Origin of the sequence: Herbaspirillum sp. NPDC101397 (genome assembly GCF_044767325.1) — a bacterium.
Lineage (GTDB): Bacteria > Pseudomonadota > Gammaproteobacteria > Burkholderiales > Burkholderiaceae_D > Herbaspirillum.
This window is the reverse complement of sequence record NZ_JBIWNS010000006.1, coordinates 255,180-271,952: the sequence shown is the minus strand read 5'-3', so window position 1 is coordinate 271,952 and position 16,773 is coordinate 255,180. Positions and strand designations below refer to the sequence as shown.

The window sequence follows — 16,773 nt, the reverse complement described above, 5'->3', positions numbered from 1 at the left end:
GCTTACGCAGAAACCGCATCGGAGCCTTCCAGAATCAACCGTCCGGCCGCAGCAAAGTCGGCAGCCAGCAGGACGCCTGGCGGACAATGTTCCATTTCTGCGCGACCGTAACCCGTTTCCACCATGATGCATCGTACGCCTGCGGCCAGGCCGGCTTCGATATCGCTCAGCTTGTCGCCGATCATCCAGGATGCGGCCATGTCAATGTCCCATTCCTTGGCTGCCTGCAACAGCATCCCCGGCGCCGGTTTGCGGCACAAGCAGTCGCGCTGCTCGCCATGCAGAGGATGATGCGGGCAATGGTAGTAGGCATCGATACGCGCGCCGGCGACGGCGAGATCTTCGTCCACACGCGCATGCAACGCTTCAATGGCGGCAGCGTCGTAGTAACCGCGCGCCACGCCAGCCTGATTGGTCACGACAATCGCCAGAAAACCTGCATCGCCGAGAAGTTTGAGCATCTCCATCGAACCCGGGATCCACTCCCAGTCTGCGTACTTGTGCAGATAGTTCTTTTCGACATTCAGGGTGCCGTCGCGATCGATGAACACGCAGGCGCGCCCTGTCTGTACGGAAGACACGGCCATGTCAGACGTTGCCGTACTTGGTGTTCTTCATCATGGTGTAACCCTTCACCAGCTCGGCAATGCCGATGTCCAGCGAATGTTGCGTCCTGAAGCCGGTTGCTTCGATCTTGGCGTTCGAAACAATGTAGTTGCGTTGATCCGGATCTTTGCCGATTGCGGCTTCCGGGAAGATGAAATCCGGAACGTGACGCGCAATCGCCTGGCACAACTCCATCTTCGACACATTGGCGTCGGACAGCCCGACGTTGTAAATCTGGCCTTTCATGCGGTCGAAGTTCTCGATGCCATGCAGGAAGGCGCGTGTGACATCGCGTACGTGGATGTAGTTGCGCTTGAAGTGGGGTTCGAACAGCACGACAAAACGATCGTAAACCGCGCGATAGGTAAAGTCATTGACCAGCAGGTCGATACGCATGCGCGGCGACATGCCGAAGACGGTAGCCAGACGGAAGCTGATCGCGTTGGGATGCTCCATGACGGCATTTTCGATCTTCAGTTTTTCGATTGCATACTGAGAGATCGGACGCAAGGGCGATTCTTCCGTGCAGAAGTTGTTTTCGTCGCCGGTGCCGTAGGCGCTGTTGGTGGTCGGCATCAACAGGCGCTGGTCCTTGCTGAGATGCTTGAGCATCATCAGTACCGCGTCATGGTTGACGGTCGATGCGCCGATCGGATCCTTGTTGCATAAAGGAGCGCCCACATATGCCGCCAGCGGGATCACCACGTCGGCTTTGGCGAGCAGCGGCAGCATGGTTTTTTCCAGGCGGATGTCGCCGCGCACCACAGAAAAATTTTCATGATGGCAGACGTGCGACAAACTGACCTGGTCGTACATCAGATTGTCCAGCACGGTCACTTTGTGGCCTGCTGCCAGCAGCGCTGGAACCATGGTGGAGCCGAGATAACCGGCGCCGCCGGTGACGAGAATATTGTGGGTCATGTCGAAGATCCTTTTATTGGGTTCATTCGCCAAAAATGGCGACTTCCACACACTCGCAAAGCGTGTGGGCTAATACGATATGCAACTCCTGGATGGTGCTGGTCGCTCGTCCCGGCACCACAATGCTGTAATCGGCCAACGCCATGGCCGGACCGCCGTCCCGTCCGGCAAACAGGATGCTGGGGACTTGCATGTCACGGCACTGCTCCAGCGCTTTCAGAATATTGGGCGATTGGCCCGACGTGCTGATACCGAGGAACATGTCGCCGGCTACGGCTTTGCCTTTCAGCTGGCGCGAAAATACATGCTCGAAGCCGTAATCATTGCCGATCGCGGTCAGGATCGAGCTGTCCGTGGTCAGCGCTTCGGCGGGCAGGGGGGCTCGATCGCGGGCCAGTTTGCTGACGAACTCCGCCGCCAGATGTTGGGCATCTGCCGCCGAGCCGCCGTTTCCGGCGATATAGATGCGATGGCCTTGCCGGTAGCATGCCACCGTCGCGTCGACTGCTTTGGCAAAGATGGCAAGCGCGGCCTGATGTTGCATGAGGTCGCGTTTGGCCTGGATGGATGCTTCCAGATTACGATGCAAGCGTTCGATGGGTGTCATGAGGACTCCTTGCTAGGCATTGAGCACGGACCCGGCGCGATGATAATCGCCAGGGATGCCGATATCGATGAAGCTGCCGGGAAATTCGAGGCCGTACATGCGCTGGCCGGTATCGAAAGCGCGCGGGAAAAGGTCGTTCTCCAACGATGCTGCGGCGCCGGGAGCCAGTTTGTCATCGGCGGCGCACAATGCGTGCAGAGCGCGCGGATGGATCCAGTAGACGCCACCGTTGGCCAGGCATTCGGCGCCATCCTGGCTCGATTTAAGCCCGGTGATGCGCCCTGATGCCGCAATGTCCATGCCCAGGTAACGGCTCGTCTCGGCCGTGCGGAACAGGGAAAAACACCAGTCGCTGTCGTGACTGCGAGCAAATTCGTCGAGCCGGTCCAGGCGCACCGAAAAATACGTATCACCATTGAGCAGCAAAAAGGGCTGTTCCGGCGCTATCTTATCGAGCGCCAGCAAGACGCCGCCACCGGTACCCAACGGGCTTGCTTCGACAACATAGTCGAGCGCGGCGCCACCATAGGCGTTGCCGAAATGCCCGCTGATCGCCTCATGGCGATATCCCACCGCGAGCACAAAGTGCCGGATGCCTTGTGCTATCCAGTAATCCAGCTGGTACTCGAGAAAGGGCCTTCCCTCAATCGGCGCCATTGGCTTGGGCAGATCAGGCACGGCGCTGCGCAGCCGCGTACCCAGACCACCGGCAAGAATGATTGCGGACCGGACGGCCATGTCAGACCGCATTCAGCAAGCGGCACAGTTCATCGACCTCGGCGTCTTTCAGATCAGGGAAATTGCCGATGTAGAAGCCGTAGAAATGAACGTGCTCGGTTTCCGGGAAGTCCAGATGATGATTCGCCGGTACGATGCCTTTCAGATAAGGCTGTCGCACCTGGTTTCCACCGCCGGCGCTGCCGCGTCGGAACTCGATGCCGGCTGCGCGCATGGCGGTCATCAGGCGTTCGACCAGCTCATCGTCAGCTTCCTTGAGAATCAGGTTGAAGGCATAGTTGCTGGAACCTTCAAGTTTGAAGTCAGTACGATAGCGGCTGCTGTCAATCTGCCTCAGGAAACGCAGAAGGTTGTCGGTCCGGCGTTGCACGTTGGCATCCAGGCGTTTGAGCTGGCTGCGGCCCATGATGCCGCCGATTTCGGTATTGCGAAGATTGTAGGCAGGATAGGCAAAGATGAAATCCGGATTCAGCTCGGGATTGTCCTCGCGGTATGTGCGCTTGACGTTGTCGTCGTTGGATTCGCGGACCATGCCATGCGAGCGCAGCATGCGTGCTTGCTGATACACCTCGGGATCGTTGGTGCAGACCATGCCGCCTTCGATCGTGCTCATGTGATGGGCGTAATAGAACGAGAAATTCGACATCCAGCCGAAGCTGCCCAGACGCTTGCCGTTGTGGGTGGCGCCATGTGACTCGCAGACGTCTTCGATCAACGGAATATTGCGGCGTTCCAGTTCAGCCAGCAGTTCGTCGGTCAGGCCGTCGAAGCCCTGTACATGCGTGAGGAATACCGCGCGCGTGCGCTCAGTGATCTTGCTCAGTATTTGTTGAGGATCCATTGCCAGACTGCGCGGGCAGATATCGACGAATACCGGTGTGAAACCGTTTTGTAAAACTGTGGCGATATCCGAAATCCAGGTCAGCGGCGGCACCAGCACTTCGCCGCCTTCCGGATGGCGCAGCTTGAGGATGGCCATGCTCAGCAAGTTCGCCGAGGCGCCGGAGTTGACGAAGACGCTGTATTTCACGCCCAGCCATTCAGACCATTCGCTTTCGAATGCGCGTACGTTGGCGCCGTGCGTCAGGATGGGGTCATCTTGTTGCAAATGGGCGATGACTGCGTCCAGGTCCTCACGCAGGATATTGTTTCTCATCAACGGGAATTTCATGGTGCTTTGTCCAGGTTTGTTCTCGGTACGCTGTGGCTATCCATGGCTGTTCATGGAGTCAGTCGCGTTGCTTATTTTTCGCCGTAATAATCACCGTATTCCACGATGATGGTACTGCGGCCGTCATCACGAAGCAGCGCACGCTCGTAGGCGGGGAACACATCCTCCGGCTCCTCCAGGCGAATGATTTCAATCGTGGTGCACATGGAACGCAGCGCCTCGGTATAGTCGCCGATATGCTGGTGCTGAGGATGGAGCGGCCGTTGCGAGCCGATGCCGGTACGGACGATGGCCTTGGCTTTGTAACCACCGGTGGACATGACATCGATCTTGTCCAGGTGATTGATCAACTGGCTCATGCCGCACAACAGAAAATTCCAGCGCGGGAAAATGCTGACCGGCACCATGCCGGCAAGTGCCATGCCGGTGGTCATGCCCATCTGCATTTCTTCAGCAACGGGTAATTCCAGCAGGCGTTCGCGCGGCACATCCTTCAAGGTGTTGGTCATCGCCGTGCCGGCGACGGCTACAGCCTGGCCCATGAACACGGTACGTGGATCCTGCGCCAGGAAATCCATTGAACGCTTCAGTTCGTCGAAATATTTCATCGCAGATCCTCAGAACTGTACGCGCATGCCGGCGCCGGCATGTGGGTACTTTGTTTGATAACGGTAATAGGAAACGTATTCATCGTTGGCATTTTCGTAGGTCAGCTGAGGCTGATTCCAGGCTTCACGGGTATCGGTACAGACTGATTTTTCGTTGTCTTCTACGATGAAATGGATAGGCAGTTTGTGATTGCGGCTGTACTTGATCGACTCGTGGGCGATGCCGGTTTCGGAAGTCATCTCGCCCATGAAGCAGTACACGCGCGCATCTTCGCCGCTGCGCTGGATCGCCATGGCGGCGCCCACTGCAATTGGTAACACCCCGCCGACGATCGCCGAGGAGTAAATGCGCTGCTCGGGGAAGCACAGCGAAATGGAGCGGCCGGCGAGGATTTCGTCACGCACCTGCTCGGGCGGCACGCCTTTGAGCAGACATTGATAGTGCGAGCGCCAGGAGCAGAAAATCCAATCCTGCGGGCGAATGTTCTTGAACGCCGCGATGATCTGTTCTTCGTTGCCCGAATACAGATGCACCGGGGCTCGGATCTTGCCGGCGTTGAATGTGGCCGCAATCTCATCTTCAAATGCGATCAGCTCATCTTTTGTCATGGTTTCACCACATGTTGAGGGACGTCGTTCCGGACGTCGGTTGGAATAGTCGTTGCAGCGGGAAATTTGGTCATGTGCTTGTCCCCGGTCATTGCTGCCGATACCAATCATAGGTATCACGCAAGCCATCTTCAAAACTTATCTGAGACTGCCAGCCTAACTGGCGCAAGCGCGAACTGTCCAGCAGCTTGCGTAGCGCACCGTCGGGTTTAGTGCTGTCCCAATCCAATTCGCCTTCATAACCCACGACACGTTTCATGGTTTCGGCGAGTTCACGAATGGAAATATCGGCGCCCGAGCCGAGGTTCAACGGCAACGACAGTTGCGGCAAGTCGTTTCGCAACAGCATCAGGCAGGCAGCAGCGATATCGTCAGCATGGATGAACTCGCGCCGTGGCGTACCACTGCCCCATAAGGTCACAGTATCGGCGCCGTCCAGTTTGGCCTGATGGAATCGCGCCATCAGCGCGGACAAGACATGGCCTGATTTGGGATCGAAATTGTCGTTGGGACCGTAGGCGCTATTCGGAATGACCGGAATGAATCGTTGTTCGCCATATTGACGATTGTAGGCCAGGCAGAGATGCACCCCCGCCAGCTTGGCGATCGCATAGGGCAGGCTGGTCGGTTCGGGATGACCGCTCAGCAATGCTTCTTCCGGCATCGGTTGCGCGGTTTCCTTGGGATACATGCAGGACGAGCCGAACAGGATCAGGCGCTTGACATCGGCCTGGTGCGCGGCGCGCAGGACATTGAGGGCGATCGCCAGGTTTTCATTGATGAAATCCGCCGGCAAGGTCTGGTTTTCGAGAATGCCGCCTACGCGACCGGCGGCCAGCAGCACGTACTGCGGCTTTTCCGCTTCGAAAAATGCGGTGACCTGATCGGCATTTTGCAGTTCCAGTTGTTGCCGGCTGCGGATGACGAGGTTGGTATAGCCCGCTTTGTTCAGGCAGCGCACCAGCGCTGAGCCGATCAGGCCGGCATGGCCGGCAACAAAAATCTTTGCGTCTTTAGGCGGCAAGCTCATCAGGACAATCCATTCGGTTGGTAAAGGACGACCTTGCTGCCGGAGTCTTCGAACTGAAATGGCACATGGATCAGGTGGCTGAGGCGTTCGCGAACTTGCGCCTGAAGTTCTGGTTTGACGACCAGCAACAGGAAGCCGCCACCGCCGGCGCCCATGATCTTGCCGCCGCTGGCGCCTGCCCGCAGCGCTTCTTCATAGAGGAAATCGATCGCCTCTGTAGATACCTTATCGGACAGGCTGCGTTTGCACAGCCATCCTTCATGCATCAGTTTGCCGATTTCAGTGATCGGCAGGCGTTCATCCTGCAGCGTCAGAATGGCTTCCTCCACCATTTCTCGCATACGTTTGAGCTGATTTTCGCGTTTCGAGAAATTTTCGATTTGCGATTTTGCGACTTCGGAAGCAATGCGTGAAAATCCGGTGAAGAACAGCATCAAATGATTCTGGAAGTCGGCCAGCCGTTCCGGGCGCAATATCACCGGCGCCGTGCTGAAGCTGCCGTTGCGGTGGAAGTCGATGCGGTTGAAGCCGCCATAGGCAGCGGAAACCTGATCTTGCGAGCCGACGTTCTCGCCAATGACGTGTTGTTCGATATGGATGGCGTCTTTGGCCAATGCTTCCTTCGACGCGTAGCGCCCCTCCATGGTGGCCAGCGCGTGCACCATTCCGACCGTGAACGACGAACTGGAGCCGAGGCCGGAACGCGCCGGCAGATCGCCATCGTGATGAATTTCCAAGCCGCGTTCACAACCGGCCCAGCCGAGGATTGCACGGACAGCCGGATGCTTGATTTCGTCGATACGTTGAACGTTCTCAATCAGCGAATGCACGATCCGATGCTTGTGCTCGAAGAACGGCGGCAGATAGCGACAAGTGATGTAGCAATATTTGTTGATGCTGGTTGCCAGGACGGCACCCCCATGCTCGGCGTACCAGGCGGGATAGTCCGTGCCGCCGCCAAAGAACGACATGCGAAATGGGGTGCGTGTAATGATCATATTGGGCCAACTCTATGTAGTGCGGATGGGGCGCATGTCGGCCCTGAGCTCGCATACCGCGGGATCGATAGCTGATTCAGTCGCCTAGAATTTTTCGTTTCAGTTTTATTTTTGTCATGTCGCGTAAATGTGCCACGACATCTGAGCCGAATTTTTTCTGCACCAATTCAAGGTACTTCGGATCCGAGAAGTAGCGATTGAATGCCTCGTCACGGAATTTCAGTACTTCGGCCGCTGTGAGTGTCTCGGTTCTCAGCGGCAGGCATTCGTAGCTGTGCTGTGAATAGCCGATCCAGGTTTCTGGCAAAGGCCATTGTTTTTCCAAGGCCATGGTGTACAGCTTGGAACCGGGATAGGCCATCGCGCAATAAAAATTGGCGAATTCGCAATTGGCTTCGAGTGCCAGTTCCAGTGTCTCCTGCATGGATTCATGCGTGTCATCAGGCAAGCCGAAGATGTAATTGCCGATGACATTGATGCCGGCATCCTGAATCTTGCGTACGGTCTGGATAATGTCGATTGAGCCGAAACGTCCTTTTTCGACGCCGTCGCGCACCATCTTGCTGCCCGACTCGATACCGAGCGCCAGCCAGCGGAAACCGGCGCGCTGCAATTTCTCGAGGAAAGCATCCTTGACCGTGTCGACGCGGGCATAGGCCCAGATGTTGAGGTCATAGCCGCGCTCAATGATGTGATCGCAGATGCCCAGCACGTGACGGGGATTGAGCACGAACATTTCATCAACAAACTTGATGTTCTTGACGCCATATTTGGTCACAAGGATATCGATTTCCTTGATGACCGAATCCGGCGACCACATGCGATAGGACGGTTTGCCGAACGGCGCATTGATGCAGCAGAACGAACACTTGTAGGGGCAGCCGAGGCTGGTGTGCATTGACACGTAAGGCTGGCGATCGAAGATATGATCGAAGCAATGCCAGTTATGCGCACGGTACTTGTCCATCGGCAGCAAGTCCCAGGCAACGCCCGGCATTTCGCCGTCGAGGTCTTCCATCAGTTCGCCGGCAGGATTGGACATGATGATGCCGCTGCGGCGATACCAGAGACTTGGAATGCCTGAAAATGAAGTGCCTCCAGCTTGCAAGGCCTGCACCGTGCCCAATATGGTTTCCGGACCTTCGCGGTCGCAGACGAAGTCGATTTTTTCTTCGCGCAGCGTACGCTCGGGCAGCGCGGCGGGATGCGTGCCGGTCATCATTATTTTGCAGTCCGGCAACAATGCTTTCAGAGCGGCGCTGGTTTCGCCCGCGGCCGGCATGTTTTGCGTCGATGCGGACGGCTGGAAGCCATACACCACCATCACCACCAATGTCGGCGCGTAATTGTCAGCAATGAATTGCGCCGCGCCTTGCGGACTCAGGTTGTTGGCCGGAGCATCGACGATTGCCGTGCTCAGACCTTTGCGGATGAGATAGGTCGCAATCAGGCCGGCCAATGACGGCGGTTCGATTGCGGAGAATTCGTTGCCCAGTTCCTGATATACGGCCTGCCTGCTGCCCGGATTGACCAACACGACATCGATTTGCTTAGCTGCAGCCACAGGTCCGACTCCTTGAGACATTACCATTTCAACGATTGGTCCATCTGGGAGGCGGAGCGCCTGAACAAAGCACATGTGTGCATGCTGCTTCGATCAATCAGAGATGGAGTTCTATATATGGACCGAAGTGTACCGACACTCACTGTCATGAATAGTGTTGATTACAGGGGAAATAACCACTTACTTTCTGCAATTATCGCTGTGAGCTGCAATTTTGACGATCGGGCATAGGCGTTCAACTCAACGTTTCCAACATTTTATTGAACGCGTTGTGGGATGCCGTCGGCGCGAGAGACATTTTGCAGTGCAGCAAATTACGCATCGCCATTACGCGCAGCAGGTCAAAATTGCTGTTTTGCAATATTTGCTGATGAATCTGGGTAATGTAGTGGGCCGAAGGGGCTTCGATAAACGGCAGATAATTGTCCTGTAGCCATCCTTCCGCATGATCGTGATAGACCTGTTCGCGCACGCCGTGAATTCTCAGGATGGAGTCCGGAAGATTGTGTGCGTATTCTTCATAACCGGGTGCATCGGATATCAGCGGGATGCAGCCGCTTGCCAAGGCGCGAAGAATGCTGAAAGAGTGCAGGCCGGCCGTCGGCAGTGCGAAGATATGATGCGTCAGGTATAAATTCTCCAGAGTCAGATCATCAACGCGGTCTTGTATCCAGGTGACGCCAACCAGATCATCGGCAGTAAACCATTTTTCGATATCCTGCGGTACGGAGGACAAGATGGTTAATTCCACTTGAGGATGATCGCGCCTGATGAGCCGGAATGCCTTCAACAAGTGATGCCCGCCTCGGATATAAAACGATGTGGGATCCTGGTGCAGAGAATTGGTAAAAAGGATGCGCAAGGCCTTAGGCGACTGAAATTTATCGAGTGCCTTTTCCGGGGCGATGATGTCGATGCCAAGCGGAATGTAGTGAAGCTTGTCGGTGATGCGGGGCGTATCGAACACGCGCTCGAAGATTGCTCGGCTTTCTGCGATGTGCGTAAAAATGGCGAGGCACTGATCAGAGGCGAATTCAGCTTTGATTTTTTTGAAGTAATCTTTGTCGCGCAATGTGATGCCGGACGTTTTCCCCGTCCTTATAAACGGCATGAAAATACTAGGTAGGCTTTCGAAATGAAAGATCCAGGGTTTGGCGCCGCAATACATTGGCGCCGTATGTTGGAACAGCATTTCGAATTGTTCAGATTGCGCTTCGATACATAGCTGATCGAATATGTTCAGATGGTTGACGTAATTCAGCGCCTGTTCGGGATTGAGGGATCGCGTTTGCTCCGATAGCCTGAAAACGGTGGAGGCAGCAATTGAGTCGTCAGGATTGAGTGCTCGGTTGACGACGTGGATTTTGGAAGACGGATTGTTTTTGATGAATGATTCTACTAACGGATGAAAGCCATTGAGTGGTCGATAATATGGCAGCTTCCAGGGCAGTCCCAACGAAACGGAAGATTGAGTCATGGCAATGTATTCGTGGTCATGAAAAGTGGTGCCCCTAATGTGGAAGGAAATCCTGCTTGCGCTTCATTTGACGGGGGCGGCTCGGAGAACATGCGCACCCGCTGGATCAATCGATCGGACTGCACTGCAATACGGTACGTCTTTTGCGGAATACTACCATGATGCAATTCGAAAGAATCGACCGTGATGATAGTGCGTCGCCCCCCCCTGCCACTTTGACGGAGCATGCGACATTCTTCTATGTGTGGCTGCCAGGCAGAGTCGTGGACGAATCGAGCGTCGTTTTCATCACCGTCCGTCAAATGAAACAATTCATCGCATCCCGACCAGCGGGACATTCTCGCTTGTATCTGCACATGCGCGATCATTTCGTGTGACGGCATCTTGCGATCTCTTTGCGTTGTGCAATCATTTCGATGGCTTGTTCGGCAAGCCGTATTCGCTAACAAGCTCCTCAAGGAAGGTGGCGACATCGGTTTGCCATGCCGGCATCGTAACGCCGAATGTGGACGTTAATTTACGTCCCGACAACCGTGAATTCCTGGGCCGATGTGCCAACGTCGGATAGGTGCTCGACGGCACCGGTGCGATCATGTCGCTGCCGCAGATCTTGACCGGCACATTCATGGCGCGCAGCCGGTCCACGATAAAAGACGCATAGCCATGCCAAGACGTCTCGCCGGCGGCGGTGATGTGATAGATGCCGCTGGTGCGGCGCAGATGATCGGGGTCGACCCGCGTGCCGGCGGCTGCTTGCCCATTCAGCAGCAGGCGGCGCGTCACGTCGCTAATGGTTTTCGACCAGGTCGGCGCACCGAACTGGTCGTCGACCATGATGAGTTTTTCCTGCTCCTGCGCCAAGCGGATCACTGTTTTCAGGAAGTTGCCGCCGCCTGCGCCATAGACCCAGCTCGTGCGCAGGATCCAGTAGGCTTCGCAATGACGTGCAATGGCTTCCTCGCCGGCGCGTTTGCTGCGTCCGTAGACATTGATTGGGTGTGTTTGTGCGGTCTCTTCGTAGGGCAAGTCTTGTTTGCCGTCGAATACATAATCAGTCGAATAGTGAACCAGTGGTGCGCCGAGGCGCTGTGCTTCAGCTGCGATGACGCCGGGCGCTTCGGCGTTGATGCGCTTGGCCAGCTCGGGTTCGCTTTCTGCCTTGTCGACGGTGGTATAGGCCGCGGGATTGACGATCAGATTGGGGCGCGTTGTACGGATGACGTCGCGTATCTGGTCCAGGTCTGCCAGATTCATCTGTTGACGGGAGACTGAGATGATTTCGCCCAATCCTTGCAAGCTTTGGGCTAGTTCATGGCCGATCTGGCCGGTTTGTCCGGTCAGCAGGATTTTCATCGGAAAGCTCCGGCGTCGGCCGGCGATTTTCCGTTGACGTTCTCGGCAGGTAGCCGTGGCACGGATTGGCTGTCGCAGTCGATGGTGGAATTCAGGCTGATCATGGCATGCTCTTAATATCATCTGTTGGTCTGAACGCTGGAAATTTCATGTTCGTTCTTTGTGATCACGAGAGGAGGGAAGCAGGCGAATGAATTCGTCGAAGCATATATTCTGTTCATCGCTATGTCGATGCCGTTATTGGGTAGTTCTTTGTTCAGACCCTGAAAATACAGGAGAAAATGTTGCAAGGGAAAGCAGCCTTGTATGAATTTCTTCGCTCCTTTGGGACTGATGCTGTAGGCAGGCGTGCCGAAACATTTATCGAGAGGCAGCGGGTTCGGCTGCTGAGTCGCTGCCTGAAATCCGTAAATGTTATTTCGCAGTTGGAATTGATCGAAAAAAAGAACAGTCGGGGAGATACCAGGCATGGAATTCAACGACAGGATGGAATCGAAATTCCAGCCCCACATCACGATGTCCCAGTCATCCGGAAGATTGTTCAGCACCTGCTGGTGTATGGACTGAAAATCGTACCGGAATATCGCATCGTCTTCTGCGACCGTCACGATTTCATTGTTGTCCATTGCGGCAAACCAGACCGCCAGATGAGACAGTGCACAACCATACGCCCCTTTGGTATATGACAGATTGGACGCAAAAAGATTGGGATCGGACAGGACCTCCGGCGCCACCGACTCGCCTCTGAAGGCGCTGATGAATTCGTAATCCAGATGGCGGTTGTGCGCCGAAAAACTGCTCCTGCGAGCAACTGCATTATCTAAACTGATGATAAAAACGGAAGCCATCGCTCAATACCCCTCTCGATATTCAAGATCGATGCGTTTTCCCTGAGATTCAGCGCAACGAATTGCGTGTAAGGGAAAAGTGCACCAATACAGTCAAACGGAGTGAGCGAGAAACTTGTCTTTTAAGCAATTTTATTGATAAAGCCGGGCGGAGCAAGCGAAGAGCAGGCCGTTTTTTAGACTTCAGTTTGTTGATTCGCAAGGCCCGTCGGGAGCCCATGAGGACGACATGTCGGGGGAGCGCAGCATTTTTTCAACGCTGCCCAGGCAAGACTGGAAAGCCGGCAGCTTTTCCCGATGAGCGCGTTTCATCCGAAGACATCGGCATCGGCCAGCAACTTGCCCTCGTCATCTTTGGATGACAGTAGCGGCGCGGATGTAATGCCCCAGTCAATGTCAATCGCAGGGTCGCTCCACAGGATGCAGCGTTCATGCTCAGGCATCCAGTAGTCGGTGGTTTTGTAGAGGCATTCCGCATACTCGCTGCGTACCAGAAAGCCATGCGCGAAACCAGGCGGAATCCACATCTGGCGTTTGTTTTCGGCCGACAGCACCGTTCCAGCCCACTGTCCGAAAGTTGGTGATTTCTTGCGGATATCGACGGCGATGTCGAGCACCTCGCCGGCAATGACGCGTATCAGCTTGCCTTGCGGATGTCGGATCTGATAGTGCAAACCACGCAGGACGTTGTGTACCGAGCGCGAGTGGTTGTCCTGGACGAAGTTGACCGTAATGCCGGTTAATTCGGCAAAGCGGCGGGTATTGAAACTCTCGAAGAAAAAACCTCGCGCATCTCCGAACACGGTCGGCTCGAAAATCATAACCTCAGGGAGGTTGGTATGAATAATGTTCATGTCCTGGGAGTTTGCGAGTAGAAGATCACACGGTTTGGCTGATATTGAGTCGTGATTGCGGACTGTTGCCCAACCGTTTCACCAAGGATTGGATGTGTTGAGGCTGTGAGAATGACGTCCTTGCGTTTCAGCATTATCGGATGACTGGTGCTCATGCATTCAACTCTTTGGCGCCGTAACGCGGCTCCACCCATTTCAGATAGCCGCCCGAGCACACGTTGGCGACCCATTGCGGATTGTCGAGGTACCAGCGCACGGTTTTGGCGATGCCGGTTTCGAAGGTGTCGGCCGGCTTCCATTCGAGTTCGCGCTCGAGTTTGCGGGCGTCGATAGCGTAGCGGCGATCGTGGCCGGGGCGGTCCTGCACGAAGGTGATCTGGTCGCGATAGCTGCCTGCGACCTTGGGCCGGAGTTCATCGAGGATGTCGCACAGCGTATGGACGACGTCGAGGTTGGCTTTCTCGTTCCAGCCGCCGATGTTGTAGGTTTCGCCCGGCACGCCGCGCGCCAGCACTTCGCGGATCGCGGTGCAATGGTCGCCGACGAACAGCCAGTCGCGTATCTGCTGGCCATCGCCATAGATTGGCAGCGGCTTGCCGTCGAGCGCGTTGAGGATGACCAGCGGAATCAGTTTTTCGGGGAAATGATAGGGGCCGTAATTGTTGGAGCAATTGGTGGTCAGCGTCGGCAGGCCGTAGGTGTGATGGTAGGCGCGCACCAGATGGTCGGATGCCGCCTTGGACGCAGAGTAGGGGCTGTTTGGCGCATACGGCGTGGTCTCGCTGAACGGCGCGTCGTCCGGGCCTAGCGTTCCGTACACTTCATCGGTGGAGACGTGCAGGAAGCGGAAATCTTCCTTGATGCCCGCAGGAAGCGCAGACCAGTATGCCCGTGCCGCTTCCAGCAAGGTGAACGTGCCGTTGACGTTGGTGTGAATGAACTCGCCGGGACTGTGGATGGAGCGGTCGACGTGGCTTTCTGCGGCGAAATGCAACATCGCGCGCGGCTGGTGTTGTTCAAACAAGGCGTCGATCGTGGCACGATCGGCGATGTCGGCCTGCACGAAGTGATAGCGCGGATCGTCGTCCAGGCTGCTCAGGTTGTACGGATTACCGGCATAGGTCAGCTTGTCGATGTTGAGCACGTGCTCATCATTGCGCGACAGATAGTCGAGGATGAAATTGCTGCCGATGAAGCCGGCGCCGCCCGTGACGAAAATCATGATCTGTCTCAGTGTTCTCAGTGCTTAGATTCGAAAGCCGTTCGGATTTCCCTGCTGCCAGCGCCAGCTGTCGGCACACATGGTGTCCAGCGAGCGCGTCGCTTCCCAGCCGAGGGCAGATTTCGCGAGCGCCGTGTCGGCGTAGCACGATGCGATGTCGCCCGGCCGGCGCGCCGCAATCTGAAACGGCAGGTTTTTGCCGCAAGCCCGTTCGAATGCCTTGACGACGTCCAATACGCTGTAGCCGATGCCTGTGCCGAGGTTGACGGCAAAGCATTGCGGCTTTTCAAGATACTCAAGCGCGTTGAGATGGCCGACGGCCAGATCGACGACATGGATGAAGTCGCGCACGCCGGTGCCGTCCGGCGTATCGTAGTCGCCGCCCCAGATATTGAGTTTGTCGAGTTTCCCGATGGCGACCTGGGCCACGAACGGCATCAGATTGTTGGGAATGCCTTGCGGATCTTCGCCGATCAGACCGCTTTCATGTGCGCCGACCGGATTGAAGTAGCGCAGCAAGGCGATGCGCCAGTCGGGATGCGCAATGTAAAAATCTCGCAGCATGTCCTCGATCATGATCTTGCTGCGACCATAGGGATTGCTGGCCGACAGCGGATGTGATTCGGTCAGCGGGAGATATTGCGGGTCACCGTAGACGGTTGCAGAGGAGCTGAACACCAGGGTTTTGACGTTTGCCGCTTGCATCGCTTCAAGGAGGCGGACAGTGCCGACGACGTTGTTGTCGTAGTACTCCAGGGGTTTGGCAACGGATTCGCCGACTGCTTTCAGACCTGCAAAATGAATGACTGCGTCACATTGATGGCCGCGCAATGCCTTTTCCAAAGCCCCGCGGTCGCGAATGTCTCCCTCCACCAGGGCCAGCGGTTTACCGGTAATTTTTTCGACACGCCGCACCGATTCGGGAAAGCTGTTGCAAAAATTATCGAAAACGACGACCTGATGTCCTGCCTTGAGCAATTCCACGCAAGTGTGGGAACCAATATAGCCTGCACCGCCTGTGACGAGAATATTCATCTGAATTCCGACATGATTTGTATAGCCGAGAATTATGTCAGATTCTGGTAGAACTCAATCTGGCTTTCGCTCAGTGTGCGCAAGTCCTCGTTGTTGATGTAACCGCCATACCATTGCGCCGTCAATTCCAGCGCGGTATACAGTTCCATCTTCGGGATCCAGTCCAGCCGCTGGCGTGCCTTGGAAATGTCGAGACGCAGAAACGCTGCTTCGTGCGGTGCGCCGGCCTGGCTTTCGAGGCGCACTTCGACCGGCGGCACTTCGTTCTTTTGCAGCGAATGGTTGAACGTCGCGCAGAGCTGGCTGACTGTTTGCAGATCGGTATCAGCCGGACCGAAGTTCCAGCCCTCGGCGAATTGCTGGCCCGACTCATACAGTTTTTGCGCCACTTGCAGGTAACCCGACAAGGGCTCCAGCACGAATTGCCACGGACGGATCGCGTGCGGATTGCGAATGCTGACGGCTTCTTCCTTTTCCAGTGCGCGGATGAAGTCCGGGATCAGGCGATCGTTGGCGAAATCGCCGCCGCCGATGACGTTGCCGGCGCGCACGGTGGCGATCCCCGCTTGGGTGTCGCCGCCCTGCTGGAAGTAGGAACGGCGATACGCCGAGGTCACCAGTTCCGCCGCGCCTTTGCTGCTGCTGTACGGATCGTGGCCGCCCATCGGGTCGTCTTCGCGGTAGCCCCACAGCCATTCGCGGTTTTCATAGCATTTGTCGCTGGTCACCACGATCACCGAGCGCACGCTCGGCGTATGGCGCACTGCCTCCAGCACGTGGGCGGTGCCCATCACGTTGACGGCGAAAGTGTCGATCGGCGTGTTGTAGGAGTCGCGCACCAGCGGTTGCGCCGCCAGGTGAAACACCACGTCCGGCTGCACCGCGGCCATGGTGTCGCTCAGATGCTTGAGGTCACGCACGTCGCCGGTGGTGGTCTGGACGCAATTCTGGAGACGCGCCAGATGGAACAGGCTCGGATTGGTCGGCGCGGGCAACGAATAGCCGTAGACCTTGGCGCCCCAACGGTGCAACCACAAGGTCAGCCAGCTACCCTTGAAGCCGGTATGGCCGGTGATGAATACGCGCTTGTCGCGCCAGAATTGTGCTGCCATCAAACTTCCTCATGCACGAA

The 16,773-nt window shown here is 56.1% G+C and carries 17 protein-coding genes; all 17 read right to left on the bottom strand.

The window, feature by feature from the left end; all coding sequences use genetic code 11:
• Window positions 1-2 precede the first annotated feature (2 nt).
• A complete protein-coding gene (gene gmhB / locus ACIROW_RS16380) occupies window positions 3-587 on the bottom strand; it encodes a D-glycero-beta-D-manno-heptose 1,7-bisphosphate 7-phosphatase (RefSeq protein WP_402277414.1) in 585 nt (194 codons plus the stop codon).
• A gap of 1 nt (window position 588) precedes the next feature.
• On the bottom strand, window positions 589-1,527 hold the full coding sequence (locus ACIROW_RS16375) for an NAD-dependent epimerase/dehydratase family protein (protein WP_402277412.1): 939 nt from the start codon (window positions 1,525-1,527) through the stop codon (window positions 589-591).
• 22 nt (window positions 1,528-1,549) lie between these two features.
• Window positions 1,550-2,134 carry an SIS domain-containing protein gene (locus ACIROW_RS16370; RefSeq protein ID WP_402277411.1) on the bottom strand — a complete coding sequence of 195 codons (585 nt, stop codon included), beginning with the start codon at window positions 2,132-2,134 and terminating at the stop codon, window positions 1,550-1,552.
• 12 nt (window positions 2,135-2,146) lie between these two features.
• A complete protein-coding gene (locus ACIROW_RS16365; RefSeq protein WP_402277409.1) occupies window positions 2,147-2,872 on the bottom strand; it encodes a nucleotidyltransferase family protein in 726 nt (241 codons plus the stop codon).
• Window position 2,873: 1 nt separating this feature from the next.
• On the bottom strand, window positions 2,874-4,028 hold the full coding sequence (locus tag ACIROW_RS16360) for a DegT/DnrJ/EryC1/StrS family aminotransferase (RefSeq protein WP_402277407.1): 1,155 nt from the start codon (window positions 4,026-4,028) through the stop codon (window positions 2,874-2,876).
• Window positions 4,029-4,114: 86 nt separating this feature from the next.
• Window positions 4,115-4,651, bottom strand: a complete 537-nt coding sequence (locus tag ACIROW_RS16355; RefSeq protein ID WP_402277405.1) for a hypothetical protein — start codon at window positions 4,649-4,651, stop codon at window positions 4,115-4,117.
• Between the two features lie 9 nt (window positions 4,652-4,660).
• Window positions 4,661-5,371 carry a thiamine pyrophosphate-dependent enzyme gene (locus tag ACIROW_RS16350; RefSeq protein ID WP_402277403.1) on the bottom strand — a complete coding sequence of 237 codons (711 nt, stop codon included), beginning with the start codon at window positions 5,369-5,371 and terminating at the stop codon, window positions 4,661-4,663.
• Complete coding sequence (locus tag ACIROW_RS16345) at window positions 5,349-6,290, bottom strand: GDP-L-fucose synthase family protein (RefSeq protein WP_402277401.1); 942 nt, start codon at window positions 6,288-6,290, stop codon at window positions 5,349-5,351. Before ACIROW_RS16345 ends, ACIROW_RS16350 begins: the two co-directional genes overlap by 23 nt.
• Complete coding sequence (locus ACIROW_RS16340; protein WP_402277399.1) at window positions 6,290-7,288, bottom strand: kinase; 999 nt, start codon at window positions 7,286-7,288, stop codon at window positions 6,290-6,292. The genes ACIROW_RS16345 and ACIROW_RS16340 overlap by 1 nt, the downstream gene beginning before the upstream one ends.
• Window positions 7,289-7,364: 76 nt before the next feature.
• The gene (locus ACIROW_RS16335; RefSeq protein ID WP_402277398.1) at window positions 7,365-8,852 is read right to left on the bottom strand and encodes a B12-binding domain-containing radical SAM protein; all 1,488 of its coding nucleotides are present in this window, start codon (window positions 8,850-8,852) and stop codon (window positions 7,365-7,367) included.
• A 235-nt stretch (window positions 8,853-9,087) separates the two neighbouring features.
• Complete coding sequence (locus ACIROW_RS16330; protein WP_402277396.1) at window positions 9,088-10,329, bottom strand: hypothetical protein; 1,242 nt, start codon at window positions 10,327-10,329, stop codon at window positions 9,088-9,090.
• 408 nt (window positions 10,330-10,737) lie between these two features.
• A complete protein-coding gene (gene rfbD / locus ACIROW_RS16325) occupies window positions 10,738-11,682 on the bottom strand; it encodes a dTDP-4-dehydrorhamnose reductase (protein WP_402277394.1) in 945 nt (314 codons plus the stop codon).
• Between the two features lie 119 nt (window positions 11,683-11,801).
• The gene (locus tag ACIROW_RS16320) at window positions 11,802-12,530 is read right to left on the bottom strand and encodes a glycosyltransferase family 25 protein (protein WP_402277392.1); all 729 of its coding nucleotides are present in this window, start codon (window positions 12,528-12,530) and stop codon (window positions 11,802-11,804) included.
• A gap of 308 nt (window positions 12,531-12,838) precedes the next feature.
• Window positions 12,839-13,384, bottom strand: a complete 546-nt coding sequence (gene rfbC / locus ACIROW_RS16315; protein ID WP_402277390.1) for a dTDP-4-dehydrorhamnose 3,5-epimerase — start codon at window positions 13,382-13,384, stop codon at window positions 12,839-12,841.
• Window positions 13,385-13,535: 151 nt separating this feature from the next.
• The gene (rfbB, locus tag ACIROW_RS16310) at window positions 13,536-14,606 is read right to left on the bottom strand and encodes a dTDP-glucose 4,6-dehydratase (protein ID WP_402277388.1); all 1,071 of its coding nucleotides are present in this window, start codon (window positions 14,604-14,606) and stop codon (window positions 13,536-13,538) included.
• 24 nt (window positions 14,607-14,630) lie between these two features.
• On the bottom strand, window positions 14,631-15,641 hold the full coding sequence (galE, locus tag ACIROW_RS16305) for a UDP-glucose 4-epimerase GalE (protein WP_402277386.1): 1,011 nt from the start codon (window positions 15,639-15,641) through the stop codon (window positions 14,631-14,633).
• Window positions 15,642-15,673: 32 nt separating this feature from the next.
• A complete protein-coding gene (rfbG, locus tag ACIROW_RS16300) occupies window positions 15,674-16,753 on the bottom strand; it encodes a CDP-glucose 4,6-dehydratase (RefSeq protein WP_402277384.1) in 1,080 nt (359 codons plus the stop codon).
• Window positions 16,754-16,773: the final 20 nt, after the last annotated feature.